This window comes from Sphingomonas sanguinis NBRC 13937 (assembly GCF_001591005.1).
Lineage (GTDB): Bacteria > Pseudomonadota > Alphaproteobacteria > Sphingomonadales > Sphingomonadaceae > Sphingomonas > Sphingomonas sanguinis.
In genome coordinates, this window is record NZ_BCTY01000022.1 from 26254 (window position 1) to 51047 (window position 24794).

The window sequence follows — 24794 nt, forward strand, 5'->3', positions numbered from 1 at the left end:
CTTTAACAAAAATGTCAGGTAAGCGGCCACAGCGCCTTGAGGGGCCGGTCGGTGTCGGCCAGCGCGTCTTCGGCAACCGTCGCGCCATCGGCGACCAGCGCCTTGCCCTGCACGAAATCGCGCATCGCATTGACGCAATCGAGCGCGATCACTCGCCCCTTTCGCAGATACACGACCGAGAAACTCCGCGTCGCCGGATCGCCGCGCAGGACGGCGCGGTCATGACCGGTCGACAGGCCGACTGTCTGCAGCTTCAGGTCATATTGATTGGACCAGAACCACGGCACCGCATGATAGGCCACGTCACGGCCCATGATCGTGCGCGCGACGACGGTCGCCTGGTCGTTGGCGTTCTGGACCGACTCCAGCCGGATTACCGCGCCGTCGGCAAAGGCATTGGCATGGGCGGCACAGTCGCCGATCGCAAAGACCTGGGGCAGGCTGGTGCGCCCCTGGGCATCGACCTTCACGCCATTCTCGCCCGCCGCCCCGACGGTTACCAGCGGCGCGACGGCGGGCACGATCCCGATACCGACGATCACCAATTGCGCAGGCAGGACCACGCCATCGGCCAGCCGCACGCCAGTGACGGCCCCCTCCCCTTCGATACAGGTCACGCCGTCGTTCAGGCGGACAGTCACGCCATGCTGGCGATGCTCGTCCTCATAGAATCGAGACAAAGCCTCGCCCGCGACCCGCGCCAGCACCCGGTCCTGCGCCTCGACGATGGTGACGGCCTTCCCGAACTTGGTCAGCACCGCGGCCGCCTCCAGCCCAATATAGCCGCCGCCGATCACGACCACCTGCTCGACCGAAGACAACTCGGCGATCAACCGGTCGACATCGGCGCGGGTCCGCACCGAATGCACGCCGCGCAAGTCATGGCCGTCGCAGCTCAACCGCCGCGCATGCCCGCCCGCCGCCCAGATCAGCGTACCATAGGCGATCAGCGTGCCGCTCTCGCTGGTCAGGCACCGCGCCTCCGCATCGACCGCAACGATCCGCTCGCCCAGCCGCAGCGTTACGCCGCGCTCCGCCCAGAAACGCTCGGGCCGGATCAGGATACGCTCGAACGGCTTGTCCCCGGCCAGATATTCCTTCGACAAAGGCGGTCGCTCATAGGGCGGGAAATCCTCTTCGCCGATCAGCGCGATCGTGCCGTCGAAACCCTCCTGTCGCAGGGCGATGGCCGCCTGCGCCCCGGCATGGCCGGTGCCGACGATAACGATGTCGTAAGAGGGATGGTGCATATCGGTCATGGCGCTATCCCTAGGATGGATGGACGGCGTCTGCCAATCACCATGACCCCATCCCTATGACAAAGCGTTGCGGTTGCGAAAGAGCGTCTTCAATCACGCCGCCGTTGTCGCTAGGGGAAAGCGCAAATCCTCAGGAGATACCATGAGCAAGCTGCACCTCGTGTTCGGCGGCCGCGTCAGCGATCCGCAGACTCTCGATTTCGTCGACCCCTCCGCCCTCGAAGTGGTCGGCATCTTCCCCGACTATGCCAGCGCCGAAAAGGCCTGGCGCGCCGCGGCACAGCGGACCGTCGACGATGCCGAGATGCGGTTCGTGGTGGTGCACCTGCACCGCCTGCTGGAGCCGACGCTGGGCTGAGCCGGATGCTGGGCGAGGTCGGGGCATCGCCTTCGACCTCGCCCAGATCGAACGCCAGATCGAACGCCAGATCGAACGGACGTCGGGCATCACGCCCCACCTGTCCTACGCGTTACGATAACGCCACAGGAGAAGCGGGCGAGCAAAGACCAGTCCCGCGATAAACCCGCCGATATGCGCGGCGACGGCAATCGCTCCCATGCCCATCCCGGCATAGCCGATCAGCAGCTGGATACCGATCCAGCCCGCCGCCAGCCAGAGAACATGGGTGAACTCGGCCGACAGCCCGGCGACGCCCTTGGTCGCCCGCCGCCGCCCGAAGAGCAGCGCATAGGCCCCGACAATCGCGGAAATCGCGCCGCTCGCGCCGATCATAGGCATGGGCGAGGCAGGATCGGGAAAATATTGCGCCAACGCGGCGGCATAGGCGCCCACCACGTACAGGATCGCGATCCCGCGCGGCCCCAGCGCCCGTTCGGTCTGCGCGCCGCAATAGACCAGCATCACCAGATTGAACGCGATATGCGCAAAACCGCCATGGATCAGCGTCGCGGTCAGCGGCGTCAGGATGGTCGGCACCGCAAAACCGAAATCGGGGGGCAAGGCCGCCCCCTCAAACCGAAGCGGGATGAAGCCGCCCGCGACCGCTGCATCCGGCACCATACCGGTGAGGATCAGGGCCAGCGACACGGCCGCCGTGACGGCCGCGATGGCCGTGGTCGCCCGTGCCGCTGTCCAATTCATCGGATCAGATGAACTCGATCTTGCTGACGACATAATAACGGTCGCCCGACGGCACTGTCACCTCGACCTCTTCGTCGAGCTTGCGCCCGATCAGCGCACGGCCCAGCGGCGAGTTGTAGCTGATGCGGCCGGTCTTGGCGTCCGCCTCGGTCTGGCCGACGATCTGATACTTGACCGGCTTGTCGTCCTCGTCGAGCAGCGTGACGGTCGCACCGAACACGATCTTGTCGCCCGACAGATCCTTCGGGTCGATGATCTGCGCACGGCTCAGCTTGTCCTCGATGTCGGCGATCGTCGCCTCCACCTGCCCCTGCCGTTCCTTGGCCGCATGATATTCGGCGTTTTCGGACAGGTCGCCGTGCGCACGTGCTTCCTCGATCGCGTCGACGATCAGCGGCCGCTCTTCTTTCAGACGCCGCAGGTCCTGGGTGAGCTTGTCATAGCCCTCCTGGAGCATCGGCATCTTTTCGACGGTCGCCATATTCCTAGTCCCCAATTCTTACGCATTCCCGGTACGGACCGCCCTCCCAAACCGGGAGAGCGGTCCGCCAGCACATCATGTTCTCATGTCGGGATCAGTTGTGCGAACGCGAATAGTAGGATTGCAGGGGGCGTACTTCAAGACCACGGGTGCCGGACGCCGCAATCGCCTTCGCCGCCTCGACGCTGGCGGGCGCCGTGGTGAAGTACGGAATCTTCTGTCCCAACGCGGCTTCGCGGATCGGCTTGGAGTCCTTCAGGCTCTGCCACCCCTCGGTCGTGTTGAAGATCAGGGTGATGCCGCCGTCCTTGATCCGGTCGACGATATGCGGCCGCCCTTGCGCCACCTTGTTGATCTTCTCGACCGTCACACCGGCGCGGTCGAGATAATCGGCGGTGCCGCCGGTCGCGACGATCGCGAAACCCGCCTCCGACAGCATCCGGGCGGCGGGAACGATCTGTTCCTTGTCGCCGTCCTTCACGCTGATGAACACCGCGCCTTCAGTCGGCAAGACGGTGCCCGCCCCCAGCTGCGACTTGGCGAACGCCGTGGTGAAGTCGGGGTCGATGCCCATAACCTCGCCCGTGGACTTCATTTCGGGCGACAGCACCGGATCGACACCGGGGAAGCGCGCGAAGGGGAAGACCGCTTCCTTGACCGCATAATAGTCGATGTGACGATCGATCTGCGGCAGATCGGCCAGCTTCTCGCCCGCCATGACGCGCGCGGCGATCTTGGCGATGGGCGTGCCGATCGCCTTGGCGACGAAGGGCACGGTGCGGCTGGCGCGCGGGTTGACCTCGATCAGGTAGACCGTGCCGTCCTTCACCGCGAACTGGATGTTCATCAGGCCGCGCACGTTCAGGCCGCGCGCGAGCGCCTCTGCCTGACGCTCGATCTCGGCGATGATCTCGGCCGACAGGCTGTAGGGCGGCAGCGAGCAGGCCGAGTCGCCCGAATGGACGCCCGCTTCCTCGATATGCTGGAGCACGCCCGCCACGACGACCTGGTCGCCGTCGCAAATCGCATCCACGTCCACCTCGATCGCGTCGCGCAGATACTGGTCGATCAGCACCGGGGCATCGCCCGACACCTGCACCGCCGTCTGGATATAATCCTCCAGCTGCTGCGGGCCGTCGACGATCTCCATGGCGCGGCCGCCCAGCACGAAGCTGGGACGCATCAGCACCGGATAGCCGACACGCTCGGCGACGATCAGCGCTTCCTCGCGGCTGCGCGCGATGCCGTTCTTGGGCTGGTGCAGCTTCAGCTTGTCGACGAGTGCGGCGAACTGCTCGCGGTCCTCGGCCAGGTCGATCGCGTCGGGGCTGGTGCCCAGGATCGGGATACCGGCCGATTCCAGCGCGCGGGCGAGGTTCAGCGGGGTCTGGCCGCCAAATTGCACGATCACGCCGACCAGCTCTCCGTTCGACTTCTCGACGTCCAGGATCGCCAGCACGTCCTCGGCGGTCAGCGGCTCGAAATACAGCCGGTCCGAGGTGTCATAGTCGGTGCTGACCGTTTCCGGGTTGCAGTTGACCATGATCGTCTCATAGCCCGCATCCGCCAGCGCGAAGCAGGCGTGGCAGCAGCAATAGTCGAACTCGATGCCCTGCCCGATCCGGTTCGGACCGCCGCCCAGAATGACGATCTTCTTGCGGTCGCTGGGCACCGCCTCGTCCTCGGGCTCACCAAAGGTCGGGGCTTCATAGGTCGAGTACATATAGGGCGTCTTGGCGTCGAACTCGGCCGCGCAGGTGTCGATCCGCTTGAAGACCGGACGCACGCCCAGCTTCTGGCGATGCTCGCGCACCTCCTGCTCGGTGACGCCGCCGGTCATCATCTTGACGACCTCGTGGATCAGGCCCGAGCCGCGCGCGATGCCGCGATCCATGCCGCGCAGGTTCGCCGATTGCAGCGCCAGATAGGCCAGCCGCTTGTCGGAGAAGCCCATCGCCTTCAGGCGGCGCATCCCCGCCGCGTCCTGCGGCAGGCCGTTTGCCATGACTTCGGCCTCGACCGCGACGATCTCGGCGATCCGCTCCAGGAACCAGGGATCGTACTTGGCGATCGCATGGACCTCGGCGACGGTGAAGCCTTCACGCAGCGCCTGTGCGGCGACCAGCAGCCGGTCCGGGGTCGCCTTGGCCAGCGCCGCCTCGATCTCGGCGCGCGGGGCACCAACCAGATGCTCGACATCGTTGAAGCCGCTCAGGCCCGTCTCGAGCCCACGCAGCGCCTTCTGCATGGACTCGTGGATGTTGCGGCCGATCGCCATAACCTCGCCGACCGACTTCATCGCGGTCGACAGCACCGGCTCCGAGCCCTTGAACTTCTCAAAGGCGAAGCGCGGGACCTTGGTGACGACATAGTCGATCGTCGGCTCGAACGAGGCCGGGGTCGCGCCGGTGATGTCGTTCTCGATCTCGTCCAGCGTATAGCCGACCGCCAGCTTGGCCGCGACCTTGGCGATCGGGAAGCCGGTCGCCTTCGATGCCAACGCCGAGGACCGCGACACGCGCGGGTTCATCTCGATGACGATCAGGCGGCCGTCCTTCGGATTGACCGCGAACTGCACGTTCGAGCCGCCCGTCTCCACGCCGATCTCACGCAGCACCGCCAGGCTGGCGTTGCGCATGATCTGATATTCCTTGTCGGTCAGCGTCAGCGCGGGCGCGACGGTGATCGAGTCGCCGGTGTGGACGCCCATCGGATCGATATTCTCGATCGAGCAGATGATGATGGAATTGTCGTTGCGATCGCGCACGACCTCCATCTCATATTCCTTCCAACCGAGGAGCGATTCCTCGATCAGCACCTCGGTCGTCGGCGAGGCGTCGAGCCCGGCGCGGACGATCGCGATGAACTCCTCGCGGTTATACGCGACGCCGCCGCCGGTGCCGCCCAGCGTGAAGCTGGGGCGGATGATGGCGGGCAGGCCGACCTTCTCCAACCCCGCCAGCGCCTCCGCCTCGCTATGCGCGATGGCCGAGCGGGCGGATTCCAGCCCGATCTTCTCCATCGCGACCTTGAACTTCTGACGGTCCTCGGCCTTGTCGATCGCCTCGGCATCGGCGCCGATCATCTGGACGCCGAACTTCTCCAGCGTGCCGTCATGGAACAGGGCCAGCGCGGTGTTCAGCGCGGTCTGGCCGCCCATGGTCGGGAGGACCGCGTCGGGGCGCTCCTTCTCGATGATCTTGGCGACGACGGCGGGCGTGATCGGCTCGACATAGGTTGCGTCGGCCAGCTCGGGATCGGTCATGATCGTCGCCGGGTTCGAATTGACCAGGACGATGCGATAGCCCTCTTCCTTCAGGGCCTTGATCGCCTGCGTGCCCGAATAGTCGAACTCGCACGCCTGACCGATGACGATCGGACCAGCGCCGATGACGAGGATGGAGGAGATGTCGGTGCGTTTTGGCATTGCGATTATGATTCCGATGAGACGGGTTTTTGCTCGGGTATAAGCTGCTCGGGGGACGGCGGGTCTGGCAGGCCAGCTGCCGCATTCTGCCCCTCGAGCGCATTAGCAATTCGAATCCAGGCTACCTGAGACTGAACGGCCAACTGATCCCGATCGATATAACCCTGCGAAACATAGGCACTGGATTGGATATCGGTTTCCGATATCTTGTACCCTAAATGCCGCGATATACTAAAGATCAACTGCGTTTGCTTCGCGGTCATATCTTTATGGTGACTATCGACGTTATCTTCGGATGCCCTATATCTGACGACTTCGATGTACTTTTCCCAAGCCGTCATAATGGAAGGGACGTTATTAAACTCGATTGGCACCATATTTATAGCAACTGAATATGCTGGATCGGCTGCCATATGCCTCGTATTTATGAGCATACGAAGCGTTTGGGTCTGCCTATCCTTCATACCCGATCGCTGCTGATACCACAGCGTAATTATAACGGCAGAAATCGGACCAACGAACAAACCGATCAGGTTTATGAATTCGTAGATCTTCATGCCGTAGATCATGACCGAAGCGCCCCCACGAACCGCTCGAACAGATAGAAGCTGTCCTGCGGCCCCGGCGAAGCCTCGGGATGGTACTGGACCGAGAAGGCCGGGCGGTCGGTGAGTTCCAGACCCGCATTCGACCCGTCGAACAGCGACACATGCGTCTCGCGCGCGTTCGCAGGGAGCGTCTCGCGCTCGACCGCGAAGCCGTGGTTCATGCTGGTGATTTCGACCAGACCGTCGGACAGGCGCTTGACCGGGTGGTTCGCGCCGCGATGCCCCTGGTGCATCTTCGAGGTCTTGGCGCCGACCGCCAGACCCAGAAGCTGGTGGCCCAGGCAGATGCCGAACAGTGGCTTGCCGGTGTCGAGCAGCTGGCGGATGACCGGCACCGCATATTCGCCGGTCGCCGCCGGATCGCCGGGGCCGTTGGACAGGAAGATGCCGTCCGGGTTCAGCGCCATCACATCCTCATAGGACGCGGTGGCGGGGACCACCGACACCTTCGCACCCGCCTGAACCAGGTTGCGGAAGATGTTGTGCTTGCTGCCATAATCGATCGCGACGACGTGCGGGCGATCCTCGCCCTCCGCGCCCGCATAGCCGAAGCCCAGCCGCCACAGGCCGCCCTCGCGCGTCTCGCCCCAGCCATAATGAAGCTCGGTCGACACGTCCTTGGCGAGGTCCATGCCCTCCAGACCCGGCCAAGCGCGCGCCTTTTCGAGCAGCGCGGCAATGTCGAACTCGCCGGATGCCGAATGGGCGATCACGCCGTTGGGTGCGCCAGCGGCACGGATGCGGCGGGTCAGCGCGCGGGTGTCGATGCCCGCCAGGCCGATGCGGTTGTGCCGCGCCATCCAGCCCGCCAGGTTCTCCATGGCGCGGAAGTTGGACGGGGCGGTCGGGTCCTCGCGGACGATCATGCCCAGCGCGTGCGGCGCGTCCGCCTCGATATCGTCGGGATTCGCGCCGACATTGCCGATATGCGGGAAGGTGAAGGTGATGATCTGGCCCGCGAAGGACGGGTCGGTCATGATCTCTTGATAACCGGTCATCGCGGTGTGGAAGCACACCTCTCCGACGGCATCACCCTCGACGCCGAAACCGCGCCCCCATAACACGTCTCCGCTTGCCAGAACGAGAACGCCCGTGGCGCCTTCAGGCTTTTCGGGCATGGCGAATGGCTTGGCGTCGGCCATGATCGGCGGGCACTCCTGCTAAAATGTCTGCAATGTCGCTAAGTGGCGTCCGCTAGGCCCATCGGGCCGCGCCGTCAACCGGTTCACGGAATTGGTTCCATCGGCTATCGTCCCCGCCTTTCAGACAAGACGGAAAAAACATGATTCGCGACGACATCAAGGCCGCGCAGGTGGCCGCCATGAAAGCGGGCGACAAGGAAAGCCGCGCGGCGATCAGCCTGATCCAGGCCGCCATCAAGAACCGCGACATCGAACTCCGCACCGGCGAAGCGCCCGCTGACGACGACATGGTCGTGATCGAAGTGCTGCAGAAGATGGTCAAGCAGCGCCGCGAATCGATCGCCATGTACGAACAGGGCGGCCGTCAGGAACTCGCCGACGCCGAAAAGGCCGAGGTCGCGGTGATCGAACGCTTCCTGCCGCAGACGCTGAGCGAGGATGAGACCAAGGCCGCCATCGAGGCGATCAAGGCGGAGATCGGGGCGAGCGGCATGAAGGATATGGGCCGGGTGATGGCCGAGTTGAAGGCGCGGCATGCGGCGGTGCTGGATATGAGCAAGGCCAGCGGGTTGGTAAAGGCGGCTTTGGCGTGATGTGAGGTGGGGAGTGGGGCTGGTGCGGGGTTTCGATCGCGAGCGTGGTCCCCTCCCCCAACCCCTCCCGCCTGCGGGAGAGGAGCCTGTTTCGCTTCGTGGAGAGGACCGCCCTCCACCCCGAGCGCATCCCCTCCCGCAGGCGGGAGGGGACCGAGGGGAGGGCCCGCGACCTTTCCGCGAAAACCGCCCGACGCGGAAGGCGCGAGCACTTCGCCTCAATCCGACCGATGCGGAACGGAGACTTTGGCGGGCCCTATCGAGGCGCCAGGTCGCAGGCGTTCGCTTCAACCGGCAGGTACCCGTCGGCCCTTATATCGCCGACTTCGCCGCCCGATCGGAAAAGCTGATCGTTGAAGTCGATGGCGGTCAACACGATGCCCAAGCCGCTTATGATGAAGCCCGCACGAGCTATCTCGAAGCCCAAGGCTGGCGGGTGATCCGCTTCTGGAACAACGATGTTCTGGGTAACCTGCAAGGCGTCGTCGAAACCATTGAGCGCGCGCTCGCGGACAAGCCCTCCCCTCGATCCCCTCCCGCCTGCGGGAGGGGAAGCGTTTGAGGCGCGGACACCCCTAACCTCAATCCCTGCAAGCTCCCCTCCCGCAAGCGGGAGGGGCTGGGGGAGGGCAAACCCGGACCATCCGTACACCCCCACCCCTTGCCAAAACACCCCCATCCCGCTACAAATTATAATCGCGCGGACGCCATGAGCCTGACCCCGCAATTCCTTGACGAGCTTCGCACTCGGACCAGTCTGTCGGCGCTAATCGGCAAGACGGTGAAGCTGCAAAAGGCCGGCCGGGAATATAAGGGCTGCTGCCCTTTCCATAACGAAAAGACGCCCAGCTTCTACGTCAACGACGACAAGGGCTTCTACCATTGCTTCGGCTGTTCGGCGCATGGCGATGCCATTCGCTGGATGACCGACCAGCGCGGCCTGCCCTTCATCGATGCGGTCAAGGAACTGGCGCAGGTCGCCGGGCTCGACATGCCCGAGCAGGACCGCCGCGCCGCCCAAAAGGCGGAGCGCGCCAAGGGCCTGCACGACGCGATGGCCGATGCCGCCGCATGGTTTTCCGAACAGCTGGGCGGCCTATCGGGCGGTGATGCACGCGAGTTGCTGACCCGCCGCCGGGTCACGCCAGACACGGCCCGCGCCTTTGGTCTGGGCTTCGCGCCCGACAGCCGGGGCAAGCTGAAGGCCGCGCTCAAGGATTATGGCGATCCCGCGCTGATCGAGTGCGGGCTGCTCATCAAGGTCGACGGCAAGGACCCGTATGACCGGTTCCGCGGCCGCTTGATGATCCCGATCCGCGACGCACGCGGCCGGGTGATCGCGTTCGGCGGCCGGATCATCAGCGACGGCGAACCGAAGTACTTGAACTCGCCCGACACGCCGCTCTTCGACAAAGGCCGCACGCTCTACAATCTCGACCGCGCCGCGCCTGCGGTGCGCAAGTCCGGCCGCGTGCTGGTGGTCGAGGGCTATATGGACGTGATCGCCCTCGCCCAGGCCGGGATCGCAGAAGCCGTCGCACCGCTCGGCACCGCGTTGACCGAGCATCAGCTGGAACGGCTGTGGCGGATGGTCGACGTGCCGACGCTCTGCTTCGACGGCGATGCGGCGGGGCAGAAGGCCGCGATCCGCGCCGCGCACCGTGCGCTGCCGCTGCTCCAGCCGGGCAAGAGCCTGTCCTTCGTCACCCTGCCGCAGGGCCAGGACCCCGACGATCTGGTCCAGGAAAAGGGTGCGGCGGGCTTCGAGGCGGTGCTGACCCGCGCCACGCCGCTCAGCGACCTGCTCTGGCAGTCTGAGATCGCGCAGGCCCAGACCGACACACCCGAGGGCCGCGCCGCGCTGAAACAGCGGCTGGAGGAATTGGCGCAGCAGATCCCGCACAAGGATCTCGCCTACGAATATAAGCGCGCGATGATGTCGCGCTATTTCGACATCTTCGGCATCCGGCGGGTCAACGCGGCGGCGGTGCATCAGGCGGTGGCCGAGGCCAATCGCCATGTCGGGCGCGGTGTCGAGTACAGCCTGAAGCGCGCGGTGCTGCTCGGCCTGATGCGCTATCCGCATGTGCTGTGCCGCTATATGGACGAGATCAGCCGGTTGGACATGGGCGACCGCTATCTCAACGACTGGCGGCATCACCTGCTCGACGCAGCGGTCAACGACCCGCATCTGTCGCGCAAGGACGCCGCCGAGGCCGAAAGCCTGATCGAACAGATCATGGCGACCACCGACGTCCATCCGATCGACGCGCGCGACTATACCCGCGACCTGGCGTTCAGCTTCTTCAGCAAGACCAGTGATCCGGCCATTGCGGTCCGCGATCTGGAAAAGATCATCGAGGTCATGCTGGAGGAAAGCGAGACGCGCGCGAACCGCGAACGCGCGGTGCAGGCGTTCCAGACCGACATGACCGAGGATCGCTTCGCCGAGCAGACGCGGTGCCACGCCGCGCACGCGCAATCGCTGGACCAGCTCTATAGCTGGCTGGAGGCGGCGCGCGATCTAGCCGAGAAGCAAGCCGGGGAGGCCGCTTGATACAGCACCTCTCCCGCCCCATATCCGGGGCATATTGGGCGACCCACGCCCGCACTGGAAAATTACGCATGGCCCCCTCACCCGCTTGCATCACCTGCGAGCGGTGTGACAGAGGCCGGGCACGGAACCCTGAGGGCATTTGATGGCGAAGGCGAATATGGCGGCGGATACGACCGATACCACCGAAACGGGCGATGCGCCGCTGATCGACCTGAACGAGGCGTCGATCAAGAAGCTGATCGCGCGCGCCAAGAAGCGCGGCTACATCACGTACGACCAGCTGAACGAAGCGCTGCCGCAGGACCAGATGTCCTCCGACCAGCTCGAGGATATCATGGCCGCCCTTAATGAGATGGGCGTCAATATCGTCGAGAATGAGGAACAGGGCGAGGACGGTGAGTCCGAGGAAGAGGCCGACGACGCCGATACCACGGAGGCCGATGGCGATTCCGGCCCGCAGCCCGAGGCGAAGAAGAAGGAAACCGTCGATCGTACCGACGATCCGGTCCGCATGTACCTGCGCGAGATGGGCGCGGTCGAACTGCTGAGCCGCGAGGGCGAAATCGCCATCGCCAAGCGGATCGAGGCGGGTCGCGACACGATGATCCTGGGGCTGTGCGAAAGCCCGATCACCTTCAACGCGATCATCGACTGGTCGACCGCGCTGAACGAAGGCACGATGCAGCTGCGCGAGATCCTCGATCTCGACGCCATGCTGTCCAAGGACGCCGGCCCGGAAAATCTGGGCGAGGAGGACGAGGACGACAATGGCGAGATCAGTGCCAAGAACGCCGGTCCCCAGTTCAAGGAAGAAGAAGAGCCCGAGGAACCCTCGGTCGATGGCGAGGATGAAGAGGGCGGCGAACGCCGTGGCCCCCGCGCCGAGGACGAGGAAGAGGACAATACCCTGTCCCTCGCCCAGATGGAGGAGACGCTCAAGCCGCAGGCGCTGGAGAAGTTCGCCAACATCACCGCGATCTACAAGAAATTCTCGAAAATCCAGCAGCAGCGCCTGGAATCCATGGCGCTGGGCGGCGAGCTGTCGGCGGCTGAGGAACGCAAGTATCACAAGCTGCGCGAAGAGCTGACCGCCGAGGTCGAGAGCGTTCAGTTTCACAACGCCAAGATCGAGTTCCTGGTCGACCAGCTCTATGCCTTCAACCGGCGCCTGACCGCGCTGGGCGGCCAGATGCTGCGCCTCGCCGAGCGTCACAAGGTCAACCGCAAGGACTTCCTCGACCGCTATCTGGGTCATGAGCTGGACGAGAACTGGCTCGATACCGTGCGTGGCGTCGACAAGAAGTGGGGCAACTTCGCCACCAACGAAGCCGCCACCGTCGACCGCATCCGCAGCGAGATCGCCGACATCTCGCAGCAGACCGGCATGGCGCTGACCGAATTCCGCCGCATCGTGAACATGGTGCAGAAGGGCGAGCGCGAGGCGCGTATCGCCAAGAAGGAAATGGTCGAGGCGAATCTGCGCCTCGTCATCTCCATCGCCAAGAAATACACCAATCGCGGCTTGCAGTTCCTGGATTTGATCCAGGAGGGCAATATCGGCCTGATGAAGGCAGTCGATAAGTTCGAATATCGCCGCGGTTACAAGTTCTCGACCTACGCCACCTGGTGGATTCGTCAGGCGATCACCCGCTCGATCGCCGACCAGGCGCGGACCATCCGTATCCCGGTCCATATGATCGAGACGATCAACAAGCTGGTCCGCACCAGCCGCCAGTTCCTGCACGAGCAGGGCCGCGAACCGACCCCGGAGGAGATGGCCGAACGCCTCTCCATGCCGCTGGAGAAGGTGCGCAAGGTGATGAAGATCGCCAAGGAGCCGATCAGCCTCGAAACGCCGATCGGCGACGAGGAGGATTCGCATCTCGGCGACTTCATCGAGGACAAGAATGCGGTCATCCCGGTCGACGCGGCGATCCAGGCGAATTTGAAGGAAACGGTCACCCGCGTGCTCGCCAGCCTGACCCCGCGCGAAGAGCGCGTGCTGCGCATGCGCTTCGGCATCGGCATGAACACCGACCACACGCTGGAAGAAGTCGGCCAGCAATTCTCGGTCACCCGCGAACGCATCCGCCAGATCGAGGCCAAGGCGCTCCGCAAGCTGAAGCACCCCAGCCGCAGCCGCAAGATGCGCAGCTTCCTCGACCAATAAGGTTGGGTTTGGATTTTAACGAAACGGGTCGCCGGTCGAAGGATCGGCGGCCCTTTTTCATGCTCACCCATTTTCGAATGATGGATCAGCAGCCCCAGCCCCTCCACAATCGTGGCCGAAAGGGGTATCGGGCGCGCATGAAGTATGCGTTGCCGCTCCTCGCGCTGCTGACCGCCGCAGCGCCCGCGAACCAGAATGTCCCCCGCCCCGGCTATGTCCGGGTGCAGATCAACACCTCCGAAGGGCCGATCGTCGTCGCGCTCGACGCGCGCCGGGCGCCCGCGACCACGAAGAATTTCCTGGCCTATGTCGATGACGGGCGGTTCGACGGGACGGTCTTCTACCGGACCGCGCGCGACAAGCGTGATCCGAAGAAGGGCTTCGTGCAGGGCGGCATCCGTACTGATGCGCGGCGCATCCTGCCCCCCTTCCCGCTGGAGACGACGACCAAGACCGGGATCAAGCATCTCGACGGCGCGATCTCGATGGCGCGGGGCGCGACGCCGCAATCGGCGGGCGGCAACTTCGTCCTCACCGTCGGCCCTGCGCCCGGCCTGGACGCGCGGCCGGGCTATGACGGCTATGCTGCCTTCGGCCATGTCGTGGCGGGGATGGATACGGTGAAGAAGATCCTCGCCAAGCCCTCGGGCGGGGGCATGGATGCGATGAAGGGGCAGATGATCCTGCAGCCCGTCAAGGTCTTCAACGTCAAGCGGCTGGACGGCAAACCGCATCCGACCGGCGAGCCCAAGATGTGGCTGTATAATTTCGGGGGGTGAAGCCCCTCTCCCGCCAAAGAAAAAGGGCGGCGGCACCGCTTGGTGCCACCGCCCTTTCCTGTCGAACCGCTGGACAGTCCGCCGCGCCGATTACTCGGCGGCTGCGGTGCCCTTGGCCGGACGCGGATCGCGACGCTCGGCGATACGCGCCGACTTGCCGGTGCGACCACGCAGGTAATAGAGCTTCGCACGACGCACGGCGCCGCGACGAACCACTTCGATCGAGTCGACGTTCGGCGAGTAGAGCGGGAAGACGCGCTCCACACCCTCACCGAAGGAGATCTTGCGGACGGTGAACGACGAGCCCATGCCCTTGTTCGCGCGGGCGATGCAGACGCCCTCATAGAACTGGACGCGGGTGCGCTCGCCTTCGACGACCTTCACACCGACCTTCAGCGTGTCGCCGGGGCGGAATTCCGGGATCTTCTTCGTCTCGTTGAACTTGGCGATCTGCTCAGCTTCGATCTGCTGGATCACGTTCATGACTTCATTCCTCAATCGTCGCCGCGCGCCAGAGGGCGACCGACCCGAACGCCCTCATGACGTTCCCAAAGGTCCGGCCGCCTTGACCGTGTATCCTCGCAAGCCCTGGCATGACGCCATTTTGCGATTTTCGCATGATCCCCCGATCGCAGCACTTCAGGGATCGTGCGCCCTTCCCACTCAGCAGGTCGGGTATATTGCGGATATTCGAGGAGGCCGCTTTCGAAGCTTTCCTCGACTCCACTGGAAGCCGCGCCCATTACGCCGGGAAGCAGCCGAACGCAAGCGTCGAGCAGCACTAGCGCGCCCATCTCGCCGCCCGACAGGATATAGTCGCCGATTGACACCTGTTCGATGCCGCGCGCCTCGAACAGGCGCTCGTCGAATCCCTCGAACCGGCCGCACAGGATGGTGACGCCCGGCCCCGCCGCGAGTTCGCGGACACGCGGCTGGGTCAGGGGAGCCCCACGCGGCGTCATCGCCAGCACGGGGCGGTCGTCGGCCACCGAATCCACCGCCGCCGCCAGCACATCGGCGCGCAACACCATGCCCGCGCCGCCACCGGCTGGCGTGTCGTCGACCGAGCGATGCTTGTCGGTGGCGAAGTCCCTGATCTGCACCGCCTCCAGCGCCCAGCGATCCTCGCGCAGCGCCCGTCCCGCCAGCGAGTGGCCCAAAGGTCCGGGAAACATCTCTGGATAGAGCGTCAATATCGTTGCGCGAAAGGTCACAGCGTCCAGTTCTCGATAGTCAGGCCGGGAATGTCGGCGAAGTCGGCTTCGTTGTTGGTCACCAGTGTCAGACCTGTCGCCAGGGCATGGCCACCGATCAGGCGATCGAACCGACCCCGCCGGAAGGGGATCGTCGCGTAGGCCGAGGCAGCGCGCTGGTCGAACGGCAATATCGGCACGCGCTCGAAAAAGCGATCGAATGCCGCGATAGCTTCCGCACCATGATGTTCGAGGCCCCTCATAATCTCGGCATAGGTGATTGCGGATGCAACCGCACTGCCTGGTTCACAGCTGGCGAGCCGCCTTGCAGCGGTTCCCGCAGCGTCGCGCAGGACATAGATGCAAATATTGGAGTCGAGCAGATAGCGCGCCTCAATCACGGCCAAGCAATTTCCCATCCCAGTCCAGCGCACGGGGTTCCATCTCGAAATCTTCCCGCTCGATCGGCTTCAGCCACGGCATCGAGCCAGCAATGCCGGTCAGATCGATCGTTTTGCGCGGCGCCTGGACGGGCTCGAACACATAGCGCCCCTGTTCCTCGCGCAGGGTCATCTCCATCCCCTCGGCCAAGCCCAAGGCGGCAGGCAGGCGAAGCGCCAGTGAGTTGCCTGATCGGAAGACCTTTGCCTGATAATCCTTGCCCATGAAGCCTCCGTATATACGCGATGTATATACATCGCGCGTTGGAAAACGCCAAGGAACGTTGCCGCGCCTCGCGCTTTGCCCTCGCCATGGACGATTGTATCATCATCGGGGCGGGCCCTGCCGGGCTGACGGCTGCAATCTATCTCGCGCGCTATCACCTGCGTATCCATATGTTCGACAGCGGGTCGAGCCGGGCCGCGATGATCCCGTGTACGCATAATCATGCCGGTTTCCCGGAAGGGATCAGCGGCAAGGCCCTGTTGTCACGTATGCACGATCAGGCGCGACGCTATGGCGCGCATTGCACGCCGCGCCGGGTCACGGCGATCCACCCCGAAAATGGCCATTTCCGCGTCGTCACCGATGAGGCCGAGTATCGCACCCGAACCGTCCTGCTCGCCACGGGTGTGGTCAATCATCGCCCCCGCAAGCTCCTGCCCGAGGTGCACGACCCGGCGCTGGAGCGCGGGCTGATCCGCTATTGCCCGGTCTGTGACGGCTATGAGGTCACCGACAAGCGGGTCGGCGTCATCGGCACCAGCGACCATGGCATGCGCGAGGCGCTGTTCCTGCGCGGCTTCACCCGCGACGTGACGCTGATCGCGCCCGATGCCGCGCACGACCTAGATCCCCAATGCGCCAAGGCTTTGGACGAGGCTGGTGTGGCGCGCATCGACGGTCCCTGCGGCGGATGGGCCATAGAAGGCGAGCAAATCGCGCTCGACACGGCGAACGGGCGGATGCGCTTCGACAGCGTCTATCCGGCGATGGGCTCGCGTATCCGGTCGGAATTGGCGGTATCGGCGGGCGCGAAGGCAGACCCGAGCGGCTGCCTGGAGGTCGACGACCACCAGCGGACATCGGTGCCCGGCCTGTTTGCGGCAGGAGATGTGGTGAAGGGGCTGGATCAGATCAGCCACGCCATGGGCGAGGCGGGGGTGGCGGCCACGACGATTCGCAACCTGCTGAACGAGCAATCGCCGATCAGGCGATGAAAGCGCGATCCACGATCAGGCGGTCCTGACTCCATTCCGGCACGGCCTGCGCGTTCATCGGCACCATGAAGCGACGGCCATCGGGACGCTCGATCTCGAGCACGTCGCCAGCGCCGAAATTCTCGATCAGCGCGACATGGCCCAGTTCCTCACCATCACTGGCGATCGCGGACAGCCCGATAATGTCGGCATGATAATATTCGCCCTCCTCCAGCGGAGGCAGGGCGGAGCGAGGCACCGTCAGTTCCGTGCCGCGAAGCGCCTCCGCACCGTTGCGGTCGGTGACTTCGGCGAAGCGCGCGATGACGCCGTTCGAGCCATCGCGGGCCGACTTCAACGTCAGCGCGCCGCCATTAAACGAGCGATAGTCCGACAGGTCGTCGGCAAAAACCTTGAGCCGAACCTCGCCCGTAATGCCATGCGCGCCGATGATGACGGCCAGCGTGACGTGGGGCTCACCCGCTGGGTGATTCGCCGTCCCCTTTGGGGGCGTCGTTGCCGCCCTCGGCGGGGTCTGGCGCGGAGACGCCTTGATTAGTCGCGTCGTCATGATCGTCGGGTGCGGTCCGGGGATCGGGTTCGGTTGGCGGGGTCATGCGCTTATCTCCTAAAGCCATTGGCTTTGGAAACGCATGACCCCGTATCCGGTGCCTTGCCCTACCCCGATCGCGATCGACCGAGGCAGCGCAAAGCCGAAAGCCATTAAGCCTCGGCGGTCTCTTCGGCCGGAGCGTTGGCGGCTTCCTGAGCAGCCTTCAGCTTCTCGGCACGCTCTTCAGCGCGCTCGGTGGCCTTTTCGCCGGGCTTCGCCTTGTTCGGGTTGTTGCGAGCGGCGCGCTCACGAACGCCGGCGGCGTCCAGGAAGCGGGCAACGCGGTCGGTCGGCTGCGCGCCATTGGCCAGCCAGTGCTTCGCGCGCTCGGCGTCGAGCTGCACGCGCTGGTCGTTGTCCTTGGCGAGGAGCGGGTTGTAGTTACCGATCTTCTCGATGAACTTGCCGTCGCGCGGCGCACGGGCATCGGCCACCACGATGCGATAGTAAGGGCGCTTCTTCGAGCCACCACGCGACAGACGAATGCTGAGAGCCATATTTCAGTCCTTGAGTTAAAACGTTCAAATCCACCGGCATTCCGTCCGGCGCGGGGGTTATTTCTTCTTCAGGAGATTCTCGAAGCCGGGGGGCAGCTTGGGCATGCCGTCGGGCAGCTTGCCGCCGCCCATGCCACCCATGCCGCCACCGGGCAGGCCGTTGCTGCCCGCCTTGTTGAGCATGTCGCCCATCTGCGGACCGCCCAGCGCATTGCCCAGACCGCCAAGGCCGCCCTTGCCGAGCATGGCCATCATGCCCTTGATGCCGCCCATCTTCTTGATCTTCTTCATCGCCGTGGACATTTCCTGATGCATCTTCAGGAGCTTGTTCACGTCCTGCACCGTGGTGCCGGAACCCTTGGCGATGCGGATCTTGCGCTTGGCGTTGACCAGCTCGGGCTTGGTGCGCTCCTTGGGCGTCATCGAGGTGATGATCGCATCCATGCGGAGCAGGATCTTGTCGCCACCGGCATCATTGAGCGCGCTCTGCGCCTTCTTCATGCCCGGCATCATGCCCGCCAGCGCACCCAGCCCGCCCATGCGGCGCATCTGGGCCAGCTGACCGCGCAGGTCGTTCAGGTCGAACTGCCCCTTGGCCATCTTCATGGCCATGCGCTCGGCATCTTCCTGCTGGATCGTCTCGGCGGCGCGCTCGACCAGCGACACGACGTCGCCCATGCCGAGGATGCGGCCCGCGACGCGTTCCGGGTGGAAGGCCTCCAGCGCGTCCATCTTTTCGCCGACACCGGCGAACTTGATGGGCTTGCCGGTGACGGCGCGCATCGACAGCGCCGCACCACCGCGCGCATCGCCGTCCATACGGGTCAGCACGACGCCGGTCAGCGGCACCTGCTCGGAGAAGCTGGTCGCGACGTTCACCGCGTCCTGGCCGGTCAGCGAGTCGACGACGAGCAGGATTTCCTGCGGCTGGGCGATCTCCGCCACCGCCTTCATCTCGTCCATCAACGCCTGGTCGACGTGCAGACGACCGGCGGTGTCGAGCATCAGGACGTCATAGCCCTGCAGCTTGGCGGCCTGGAGCGCGCGACGCGCGATCTCGACCGGCTGCTGGCCCGCGATGATCGGCAGGGTCGATACCTCGACCTGCGTGCCCAGCGTCGCCAGCTGCTCCTGCGCGGCGGGGCGATTGACGTCGAGCGACGCCATCAGCACCTTCTTGCGCTCACGGCCCATCGCACCGCTCGACAGGCGGCGGGCGATCTTGGCGGTGGTCGTGGTCTTGCCCGAGCCCTGGAGGCCGACCATCATCACGACGGCGGGCGGCGTGACGTCGAGCAGCAGCTCGCTGGCATCGGCACCCAGCATCGCGACCAGCGCGTCATGGACGATCTTGACGACCTGCTGGCCCGGGGTGATCGAACGCAGGACGTTCTGGCCGATCGCCTGTTCGGTAACCTTGTCGACGAAGTCGCGCGCGACGGGCAGCGCGACATCGGCTTCCAGCAATGCCACGCGCACTTCGCGCATGGCGGTACGGACATCCGCCTCGGTCAGCGCGCCACGGCCGCGAAGGCGGTCGAATACGCCGCCAAGCCGATCGCTCAAGCTGTCGAACATCGCCTCACCTCGTCAAACCCGAACCGGAAGCTCCGGCCCAAAAACTCGTGTCGTACCGCCAAACGCAAAAGCGCCGGCGGGCGAAACCTCGCCGGCCAGCGTGCACCCTTGGGCGCTTCACCTTCACATTCCGAAACGGAACTTGGGCGGGCTCTTAGGGGAAAACGCGGATGGACGCAAGCAGAACGCGGCCCGGCGCGGCGTTAACTTTTTGTATACTCCCGGCATGCGACCGATCGGTCATGCCCGGCACGCCCCAGACCGCGTCCAACTCGCCTGCGTCCGCTCGCCTTTTTGGCGTCGCGGCGGCGGTGGGCACCTTGTTGCTGGCCGCCGCGATCCTTTTGATCGAGCTAGGCTTCGATCTGCCTGCCAAGATCGTGTTGTTCGCCACCGCGACCGCCTCGACTATCGTCTATTGGCGACTGCCCGCGCTGCGCATCTCCGGCACGCCGGAGCCCGAGCAGCGCGATCCGCTGACCGGCCTATCCAACCGTCGCCATTTCCACGAAGCGGGCCAGGCGATGATCGACAATGGACATCGGCGCCAGCGCGGTATCGCGCTGCTGCTGGTCGATATCGACCGGTTCCGCGCCATTGCCGGATCGTTCGGCCATGAGGCGGGCGACACGCTGCTCCAGCATGTCGCCAAGACCATTCGCGGCGAAGCCCCGTCCGAAGCGATCGTGGCGCGCTTCGAGGGCGATTGCTTCGGTTGCCTCCTGCCCTTCGATCCGCGCGGGCGTGACCGCATCGAGCGGCTGGCCGACCGGCTGGCGATCCGGCTGGGTCAGCCCATCCGCCTGGCCGACCAGGATTTCTCGCCCCGCGCCACCATCGCACTGACCCGGATCGACGACGGGTCGGCGACGATCGATCAGCTGGTTCGCCAGGCCGACCTGGCCCTGATCGCCGCCAAGACGCGCGGCGACGGCCGTCCGCTGTCGTTCACGCCCGCGCTCGAAGAGGCTATGGCCGAGCGTAACGCGATCATCACCGACCTGCGCGCCGCCCTGACACAGGGCGATATCCGCCCTCGGTTCGAGGCCCAGATCGATCTGGGCACCGGCCGACTGACCGGTTTCGAGGTGTCGGGCCACTGGGACCACCCGACGCTGGGCGCGATGGCGGCCGACCGCTTCCTGCCGATCGCCGAGGCCTGCGGCCTGTCGGGCGAGGTCTCGCTGTCGCTGATGCGACAGGCGATGGCGGCGGCGCGCGACTGGGACCCGTCGATCACCCTGTCCGTGCCCCTCGCCGCCTCGCAATTCCAGGACGCCTGGCTCGCGCAAAAGGTCATCAAGACGCTGACCGAATGCGGCTTCCCGGCGCATCGGCTGGAAATCGAGATCACCGAGAATGCGCTGTTCGCCAATCTGGCGCTGGCCCAGTCGATCGTCGTCAGCCTGAAGAATCAGGGGATCGGCCTGGCACTCGACGATTTCGGCAGCGGCTATTCCAGCCTGGCCCATTTGCGCGCGCTGCCCTTCGACCGGGTGCGGATCGACCCGACCTTCATCCACTCGATGGCCGCCGATCCCGATTGCGGCGCGATCGTCGCCGCAATCGTCCAGTTGGGCGACAGCCTGCACCTGCCGATCGCCGCCAAGGGCGTGGACGATGCCCAGATCGATGCCCGGCTGCGCGATATCGGCTGCTCGCACGGCCAGGGACCGTTCTACGGCCCCACGCTCGACCTGGGTCAGGTGCGTCAGTTGCTGGCCGAGAAGCGCCTGCTGGTGGGGGCCAAGGCGACCACGATCACCAGCCCGCGTCTGGCCGTTTGAGATAGTCGCGCTCGGCGTCGGTCGATGCCCGACCCAGCACGGCATTCCGGCTGGGATAACGTCCATATTGCCGGATGACGTCCCGATGATCGCGCGCGAAGCTCAGATTGTCCTCCCGGCCCAGCTCGGCGAACTTGGCGACGCTCAGGTCCTGCATCGCGCGCGATTCGGCGTGCATCAACGGCATGTAGACAAAGGCCAGCCGGTCGGGCGGATAGCGATCCTCCCACCCGGCATCGATCGCGCCCAGACACAGCTCCAGCGCGAGCGGATCGGCGGCATAGGCCTGTGCGCTATTCCGGTGCAGGTTGCGCGAAAACTGGTCGAGCAGCAGGATTGCCGTCAACAGCGTGTCAGGATCGTCGCGCCACCCGATCGCCTCGGTCGCCAGCACCTGATCGCGCAGGGCGCCGAACCGATCCGCGATTTCCTGGTCGAGCGCTTCGTCCTTCGCAAAATGCTGGTCGGGTGCCAATCCGAACCAGAAGTCCAGCACGGTCTGCGCGTGCGCGTGGACTTGTGCCTCATCCATCCCTAGATCGGCGATCATGTCGTCCCTCCCTGGCCCCGAGATCATCAGTCTGGGCTGTCGCCTCAACATCGCCGAAAGCGAAACGATCCGCGCGCTCGCCGCGGACCGGGCGGACATGGTCGTCATCAACAGCTGCGCCGTCACCAACGAAGCCGTCAAGCAGACCCGCGCCGCGATCCGCCGCGCGGCCAAGGCGCGCCCCGACGCCCAGATCGTCGTGACCGGTTGCGCGGCACAGATCGACCCGGCCAGCTTCGCCGCCATGCCCGAGGTCGCGCGCGTGCTGGGCAATGCCGACAAGCTGCGCCCCGAAAGCTGGACCTCGACCGAGCCGATGCTGGTCACCGACCTGTCGCGCATAGTGGAGACAACGCCACACCTCGCCGCCGCCTTTGCGGGCCATGCGCGGGCCTTTGTCGAGGTGCAGAATGGCTGCGACCATAGCTGCACCTTCTGCATCATCCCGACCGGACGCGGCCCCAGCCGATCGGTGCCCGCCGGGTTGGTGATCGACCGCATTACCCGCGCGGTCGAACTGGGGCACCGGGAAGTGGTGCTGACCGGCGTCGACCTGACCAGCTATGGCCATGACCTGCCCGGCGCGCCCAGCCTGGGCCAGCTGGTCGAGCGTATCCTGACCCATGTCCCCGCCCTCCCCCGCCTGCGGCTATCGTCGCTGGACTCGATCGAGATCGACAACCGGCTGTTCGAGCTGGTGACCGGCGAAGCGCGGGTAATGCCGCACCTTCATCTCTCGCTCCAGGCGGGCAACGACCTGATCCTGAAGCGGATGAAGCGCCGCCACAGCCGCGCGCAATCGGTCGCCATCGTCGAGCGGCTGCTGGCCGCGCGGCCCGAGATCGCGATCGGCGCCGACCTGATCGCGGGCTTCCCGACCGAGGACGATGCGATGGCGGCCGACACACTGGCGTTGATCGACGACGCCCATATCGTCCATGCGCATATCTTTCCTTATTCGGCGCGCGACGGCACTCCCGCCGCGCGGATGCCGCAGGTGCCCCATCCCCTCCGCCGCGAACGGGCTGCGGCCTTGCGCGACGCCGCCGCGCGTCGTCGCCGTGACTGGCTGGCGGCGCAGGTCGGGCAACTCCGCAACGTGCTGGTCGAGCGGCCGGGCACGCGCGGCCATGCGCCCGACTTCGCCGATATTCATTTTACCCCCACCGCCGAACCCGGCAGCATCGCCCGCGTTCGGGTTACGGCGGCGACCGAAACCCATCTGATCGGACAATTGGCATGAGTTCTTCCTCCTCCTGGCACGACAAGCTGCTCGGCGGTTTCCGTCGCACCTCGGACCGGCTGGTCGGCAATCTGGCGGGCCTGGGCACCGCGCGGCTCGACGAGGGCACGCTGGACGAGATCGAGGAAGCGCTGATCGCCTCCGACCTGGGCCCCGAGACGGCGGGCCATATCCGCACCCGCCTGGCCGAGGGCAGCTTCGAGCGGAACATGGAGGATCTGGGCATCCGCCTGGTCGTCGCCGAGGAGGTGGAGAAGGCGCTCGCCAAGGTCGCCACCCCGCTGGAGATCGACGCCTTTCCCCGGCCGCAGGTGATCCTGGTCATCGGTGTCAACGGGTCGGGCAAGACGACGACCATCGCCAAGCTGGCGCATCTGTTCATGGAGCAGGATTATGGCGTGATGCTGGCGGCGGGCGACACCTTCCGCGCCGCCGCCATCGGCCAGCTCGCCACCTGGGCCGAACGGGTCGGCGTGCCGATCGTCTCGGGCAAGGAAGGCGGCGACGCCGCGGGCATCGTCTATGAGGCGGTCAAGCAGGCGACCGCGACCGGCATCGACGTACTGATCGTCGACACTGCCGGACGCCTCCAGAACAAGCGTGAACTGATGGACGAGCTCTCCAAGATCCGCCGTGTGCTCGGCCGCCTGAACCCCGAGGCGCCGCATGACATCCTGCTGGTCCTCGATGCGACCACCGGCCAGAACGCGCTCAACCAGATCGAGGTGTTCAAGGACGTGGCAGGCGTCACCGGCCTGGTCATGACGAAGCTCGACGGCACCGCGCGCGGCGGCGTGCTGGTCGCGGCGGCCGAGAAATACGGCCTGCCCATCCACGCCATCGGCGTCGGCGAGGGCATGACCGACCTGCGCCCCTTCGACGCCAATGAAGTCAGCCGCATCATCGCGGGCATCGAGGGAGGCCGAAAGTGAGCCCCGCCCCCAAGACCGAAGCCGGTCCCGGCCTGAAGGCAGGCATCGAATATGGCCCGCTGGTCCTGTTCTTCGCGGTCAATTTCCTGGCGCCGATGGGGCCGCTGACCCGCGTGCTGGTCGCGACCGGCGTCTTCATGGCGGCGACCGTGGTGGCGATGATCGTCAGCAAGGTGAAGCTGGGCCGCATCTCGCCGATGCTATGGCTGTCGGGCATCCTGGTCGTCGTGTTCGGCGGGCTGACCCTGTATTTCCACGATGAGCGCTTCATCAAGATGAAGCCGACCATCGTCTATGCCATGTTCTCGGCGCTGCTGTTCTTCGGCCTGGCGACCGGGCGGCCGCTGATCCAGATGGTGCTGGGCAATGTCTATCCGGGGCTGACCGAGCTGGGCTGGCGCAAGCTGACGCGCAACTGGGCGTGCTTCTTCGCCTTCATGGCGGTGCTCAACGAGCTGGTGTGGCGCAACTCGACCTGGGACTTCTGGGTCGGCTTCAAGCTGTGGGGCGCGATGCCGCTGACGCTCGGTTTCGCGATCGCGAACATCCCGATGCTGTTGAAGCACGGGCTGAATGCGGACGCCGCCAAGGTCGACGAACCGCCGGTGGAGTGAAGCGATCTCACCAAACCGCGGCCACCACC

General features: G+C 65.3%; 24 protein-coding genes and 1 pseudogene. 11 read left to right on the forward strand and 14 right to left on the reverse strand.

Translation table 11 applies throughout. From position 1 onward, the window contains the following. Nucleotides 1–14: 14 nt before the first annotated feature. On the reverse strand, nt 15–1259 hold the full coding sequence (locus tag SSA01S_RS10645) for an NAD(P)/FAD-dependent oxidoreductase (RefSeq protein ID WP_061780341.1): 1245 nt from the start codon (nt 1257–1259) through the stop codon (nt 15–17). A gap of 142 nt (nt 1260–1401) precedes the next feature. Between SSA01S_RS10645 and SSA01S_RS10650 the strand changes: the two genes are divergently transcribed. After that, entirely contained in the window at nt 1402–1617 is a 216-nt protein-coding gene (locus SSA01S_RS10650) for a DUF4170 domain-containing protein (protein WP_058716478.1), read from the forward strand. 105 nt (nt 1618–1722) lie between these two features. Here SSA01S_RS10650 and SSA01S_RS10655 read toward each other — a convergent pair whose 3' ends face one another. The 5 genes from SSA01S_RS10655 to carA form a co-directional block, all read right to left on the reverse strand. Then, entirely contained in the window at nt 1723–2361 is a 639-nt protein-coding gene (locus tag SSA01S_RS10655) for a rhomboid family intramembrane serine protease (protein WP_061780342.1), read from the reverse strand. Nucleotides 2362–2365: 4 nt separating this feature from the next. Further along, on the reverse strand, nt 2366–2842 hold the full coding sequence (gene greA, locus SSA01S_RS10660) for a transcription elongation factor GreA (protein WP_042483476.1): 477 nt from the start codon (nt 2840–2842) through the stop codon (nt 2366–2368). A 94-nt stretch (nt 2843–2936) separates the two neighbouring features. Further along, a complete protein-coding gene (gene carB / locus SSA01S_RS10665; protein ID WP_061780343.1) occupies nt 2937–6269 on the reverse strand; it encodes a carbamoyl-phosphate synthase large subunit in 3333 nt (1110 codons plus the stop codon). 5 nt (nt 6270–6274) lie between these two features. Next, nucleotides 6275–6826: a DUF6680 family protein gene (locus SSA01S_RS10670; RefSeq protein WP_167348910.1), complete on the reverse strand. Its 552-nt coding sequence runs from the start codon at nt 6824–6826 to the stop codon at nt 6275–6277. An 8-nt stretch (nt 6827–6834) separates the two neighbouring features. Then, nucleotides 6835–8019 (reverse strand): glutamine-hydrolyzing carbamoyl-phosphate synthase small subunit, encoded by a 1185-nt coding sequence (gene carA, locus SSA01S_RS10675; RefSeq protein ID WP_061780345.1) that lies wholly within the window; start codon nt 8017–8019, stop codon nt 6835–6837. Nucleotides 8020–8159: 140 nt separating this feature from the next. Between carA and SSA01S_RS10680 the strand changes: the two genes are divergently transcribed. The 5 genes from SSA01S_RS10680 to SSA01S_RS10700 all read left to right on the forward strand — a co-directional run bounded on the left by SSA01S_RS10680 (nt 8160) and on the right by SSA01S_RS10700 (nt 14118). After that, on the forward strand, nt 8160–8612 hold the full coding sequence (locus SSA01S_RS10680) for a GatB/YqeY domain-containing protein (protein WP_061780346.1): 453 nt from the start codon (nt 8160–8162) through the stop codon (nt 8610–8612). A gap of 22 nt (nt 8613–8634) precedes the next feature. Beyond that, the gene (locus tag SSA01S_RS19130) at nt 8635–9174 is read left to right on the forward strand and encodes an endonuclease domain-containing protein (protein ID WP_082795041.1); all 540 of its coding nucleotides are present in this window, start codon (nt 8635–8637) and stop codon (nt 9172–9174) included. A gap of 147 nt (nt 9175–9321) precedes the next feature. Then, on the forward strand, nt 9322–11169 hold the full coding sequence (dnaG, locus tag SSA01S_RS10690) for a DNA primase (protein ID WP_061780348.1): 1848 nt from the start codon (nt 9322–9324) through the stop codon (nt 11167–11169). A gap of 142 nt (nt 11170–11311) precedes the next feature. After that, nucleotides 11312–13339, forward strand: coding sequence for an RNA polymerase sigma factor RpoD (rpoD, locus tag SSA01S_RS10695; RefSeq protein WP_058733009.1), 2028 nt, complete (start codon nt 11312–11314; stop codon nt 13337–13339). A 137-nt stretch (nt 13340–13476) separates the two neighbouring features. Beyond that, nucleotides 13477–14118 (forward strand): peptidylprolyl isomerase, encoded by a 642-nt coding sequence (locus SSA01S_RS10700; RefSeq protein WP_061780363.1) that lies wholly within the window; start codon nt 13477–13479, stop codon nt 14116–14118. A 90-nt stretch (nt 14119–14208) separates the two neighbouring features. Here SSA01S_RS10700 and rplS read toward each other — a convergent pair whose 3' ends face one another. The 4 genes and pseudogenes from rplS to SSA01S_RS10720 all read right to left on the reverse strand — a co-directional run bounded on the left by rplS (nt 14209) and on the right by SSA01S_RS10720 (nt 15977). Beyond that, nucleotides 14209–14601, reverse strand: coding sequence for a 50S ribosomal protein L19 (gene rplS / locus SSA01S_RS10705; protein ID WP_058733020.1), 393 nt, complete (start codon nt 14599–14601; stop codon nt 14209–14211). A 15-nt stretch (nt 14602–14616) separates the two neighbouring features. Continuing rightward, a pseudogene (trmD, locus tag SSA01S_RS10710) lies at nt 14617–15332 on the reverse strand (tRNA (guanosine(37)-N1)-methyltransferase TrmD); the annotation flags it as partial. Next, nucleotides 15329–15712: a type II toxin-antitoxin system VapC family toxin gene (locus SSA01S_RS10715; RefSeq protein ID WP_061780364.1), complete on the reverse strand. Its 384-nt coding sequence runs from the start codon at nt 15710–15712 to the stop codon at nt 15329–15331. The gene SSA01S_RS10715 and the pseudogene trmD, both read right to left, overlap by 4 nt. Continuing rightward, entirely contained in the window at nt 15705–15977 is a 273-nt protein-coding gene (locus tag SSA01S_RS10720; protein ID WP_061780349.1) for an AbrB/MazE/SpoVT family DNA-binding domain-containing protein, read from the reverse strand. The genes SSA01S_RS10715 and SSA01S_RS10720 overlap by 8 nt, the downstream gene beginning before the upstream one ends. A gap of 86 nt (nt 15978–16063) precedes the next feature. Between SSA01S_RS10720 and SSA01S_RS10725 the strand changes: the two genes are divergently transcribed. Beyond that, on the forward strand, nt 16064–16972 hold the full coding sequence (locus tag SSA01S_RS10725; protein ID WP_061780366.1) for an NAD(P)/FAD-dependent oxidoreductase: 909 nt from the start codon (nt 16064–16066) through the stop codon (nt 16970–16972). On the opposite strand, the gene rimM is transcribed toward SSA01S_RS10725, so the two are convergent. The 3 genes from rimM to ffh form a co-directional block, all read right to left on the reverse strand. Beyond that, nucleotides 16962–17522 (reverse strand): ribosome maturation factor RimM, encoded by a 561-nt coding sequence (gene rimM, locus SSA01S_RS10730; protein WP_240954543.1) that lies wholly within the window; start codon nt 17520–17522, stop codon nt 16962–16964. The two genes, SSA01S_RS10725 and rimM, sit on opposite strands and share 11 nt — an antisense overlap. Before the next feature lie 152 nt (nt 17523–17674). Beyond that, the gene (gene rpsP / locus SSA01S_RS10735) at nt 17675–18061 is read right to left on the reverse strand and encodes a 30S ribosomal protein S16 (RefSeq protein ID WP_007404083.1); all 387 of its coding nucleotides are present in this window, start codon (nt 18059–18061) and stop codon (nt 17675–17677) included. 57 nt (nt 18062–18118) lie between these two features. After that, on the reverse strand, nt 18119–19639 hold the full coding sequence (gene ffh, locus SSA01S_RS10740) for a signal recognition particle protein (RefSeq protein ID WP_061780350.1): 1521 nt from the start codon (nt 19637–19639) through the stop codon (nt 18119–18121). 242 nt (nt 19640–19881) lie between these two features. Here ffh and SSA01S_RS10745 point away from each other — a divergent pair, with 242 nt between their 5' ends. Then, nucleotides 19882–21426, forward strand: a complete 1545-nt coding sequence (locus SSA01S_RS10745; RefSeq protein WP_061780351.1) for a putative bifunctional diguanylate cyclase/phosphodiesterase — start codon at nt 19882–19884, stop codon at nt 21424–21426. On the opposite strand, the gene SSA01S_RS10750 is transcribed toward SSA01S_RS10745, so the two are convergent. Continuing rightward, nucleotides 21401–21976: a DUF924 family protein gene (locus SSA01S_RS10750; RefSeq protein ID WP_170171315.1), complete on the reverse strand. Its 576-nt coding sequence runs from the start codon at nt 21974–21976 to the stop codon at nt 21401–21403. The genes SSA01S_RS10745 and SSA01S_RS10750 overlap by 26 nt on opposite strands. Between SSA01S_RS10750 and mtaB the strand changes: the two genes are divergently transcribed. Genes mtaB through SSA01S_RS10765 form a run of 3 tightly spaced genes read left to right on the forward strand, consistent with a single transcriptional unit; the run spans nt 21975 to nt 24765 of the window. Next, nucleotides 21975–23219, forward strand: coding sequence for a tRNA (N(6)-L-threonylcarbamoyladenosine(37)-C(2))-methylthiotransferase MtaB (gene mtaB / locus SSA01S_RS10755; RefSeq protein WP_061780352.1), 1245 nt, complete (start codon nt 21975–21977; stop codon nt 23217–23219). The two genes, SSA01S_RS10750 and mtaB, sit on opposite strands and share 2 nt — an antisense overlap. Beyond that, nucleotides 23216–24151: a signal recognition particle-docking protein FtsY gene (gene ftsY / locus SSA01S_RS10760; protein ID WP_056433924.1), complete on the forward strand. Its 936-nt coding sequence runs from the start codon at nt 23216–23218 to the stop codon at nt 24149–24151. The genes mtaB and ftsY overlap by 4 nt, the downstream gene beginning before the upstream one ends. Next, nucleotides 24148–24765, forward strand: a complete 618-nt coding sequence (locus tag SSA01S_RS10765) for a septation protein A (protein WP_061780353.1) — start codon at nt 24148–24150, stop codon at nt 24763–24765. The genes ftsY and SSA01S_RS10765 overlap by 4 nt, the downstream gene beginning before the upstream one ends. Nucleotides 24766–24794: the final 29 nt, after the last annotated feature.

Bases quoted from the DNA above. Each gene is read 5' to 3' on its own strand.
- SSA01S_RS10645 (WP_061780341.1), bottom strand. From the start codon at position 1,259: ATGACCGATATGCACCATCCCTCTTACGACATCGTTATCGTCGGCACC.
- SSA01S_RS10650 (WP_058716478.1), top strand. From the start codon at position 1,402: ATGAGCAAGCTGCACCTCGTGTTCGGCGGCCGCGTCAGCGATCCGCAG.
- SSA01S_RS10655 (WP_061780342.1), bottom strand. From the start codon at position 2,361: ATGAATTGGACAGCGGCACGGGCGACCACGGCCATCGCGGCCGTCACG.
- greA (WP_042483476.1), bottom strand. From the start codon at position 2,842: ATGGCGACCGTCGAAAAGATGCCGATGCTCCAGGAGGGCTATGACAAG.
- carB (WP_061780343.1), bottom strand. From the start codon at position 6,269: ATGCCAAAACGCACCGACATCTCCTCCATCCTCGTCATCGGCGCTGGT.
- SSA01S_RS10670 (WP_167348910.1), bottom strand. From the start codon at position 6,826: ATGAAGATCTACGAATTCATAAACCTGATCGGTTTGTTCGTTGGTCCG.
- carA (WP_061780345.1), bottom strand. From the start codon at position 8,019: ATGGCCGACGCCAAGCCATTCGCCATGCCCGAAAAGCCTGAAGGCGCC.
- SSA01S_RS10680 (WP_061780346.1), top strand. From the start codon at position 8,160: ATGATTCGCGACGACATCAAGGCCGCGCAGGTGGCCGCCATGAAAGCG.
- dnaG (WP_061780348.1), top strand. From the start codon at position 9,322: ATGAGCCTGACCCCGCAATTCCTTGACGAGCTTCGCACTCGGACCAGT.
- rpoD (WP_058733009.1), top strand. From the start codon at position 11,312: ATGGCGAAGGCGAATATGGCGGCGGATACGACCGATACCACCGAAACG.
- SSA01S_RS10700 (WP_061780363.1), top strand. From the start codon at position 13,477: ATGAAGTATGCGTTGCCGCTCCTCGCGCTGCTGACCGCCGCAGCGCCC.
- rplS (WP_058733020.1), bottom strand. From the start codon at position 14,601: ATGAACGTGATCCAGCAGATCGAAGCTGAGCAGATCGCCAAGTTCAAC.
- SSA01S_RS10720 (WP_061780349.1), bottom strand. From the start codon at position 15,977: ATGGGCAAGGATTATCAGGCAAAGGTCTTCCGATCAGGCAACTCACTG.
- SSA01S_RS10725 (WP_061780366.1), top strand. From the start codon at position 16,064: ATGGACGATTGTATCATCATCGGGGCGGGCCCTGCCGGGCTGACGGCT.
- rimM (WP_240954543.1), bottom strand. From the start codon at position 17,522: ATGACGACGCGACTAATCAAGGCGTCTCCGCGCCAGACCCCGCCGAGG.
- rpsP (WP_007404083.1), bottom strand. From the start codon at position 18,061: ATGGCTCTCAGCATTCGTCTGTCGCGTGGTGGCTCGAAGAAGCGCCCT.
- ffh (WP_061780350.1), bottom strand. From the start codon at position 19,639: ATGTTCGACAGCTTGAGCGATCGGCTTGGCGGCGTATTCGACCGCCTT.
- SSA01S_RS10745 (WP_061780351.1), top strand. From the start codon at position 19,882: ATGCCCGGCACGCCCCAGACCGCGTCCAACTCGCCTGCGTCCGCTCGC.
- mtaB (WP_061780352.1), top strand. From the start codon at position 21,975: ATGTCGTCCCTCCCTGGCCCCGAGATCATCAGTCTGGGCTGTCGCCTC.
- SSA01S_RS10750 (WP_170171315.1), bottom strand. From the start codon at position 21,976: ATGATCGCCGATCTAGGGATGGATGAGGCACAAGTCCACGCGCACGCG.
- ftsY (WP_056433924.1), top strand. From the start codon at position 23,216: ATGAGTTCTTCCTCCTCCTGGCACGACAAGCTGCTCGGCGGTTTCCGT.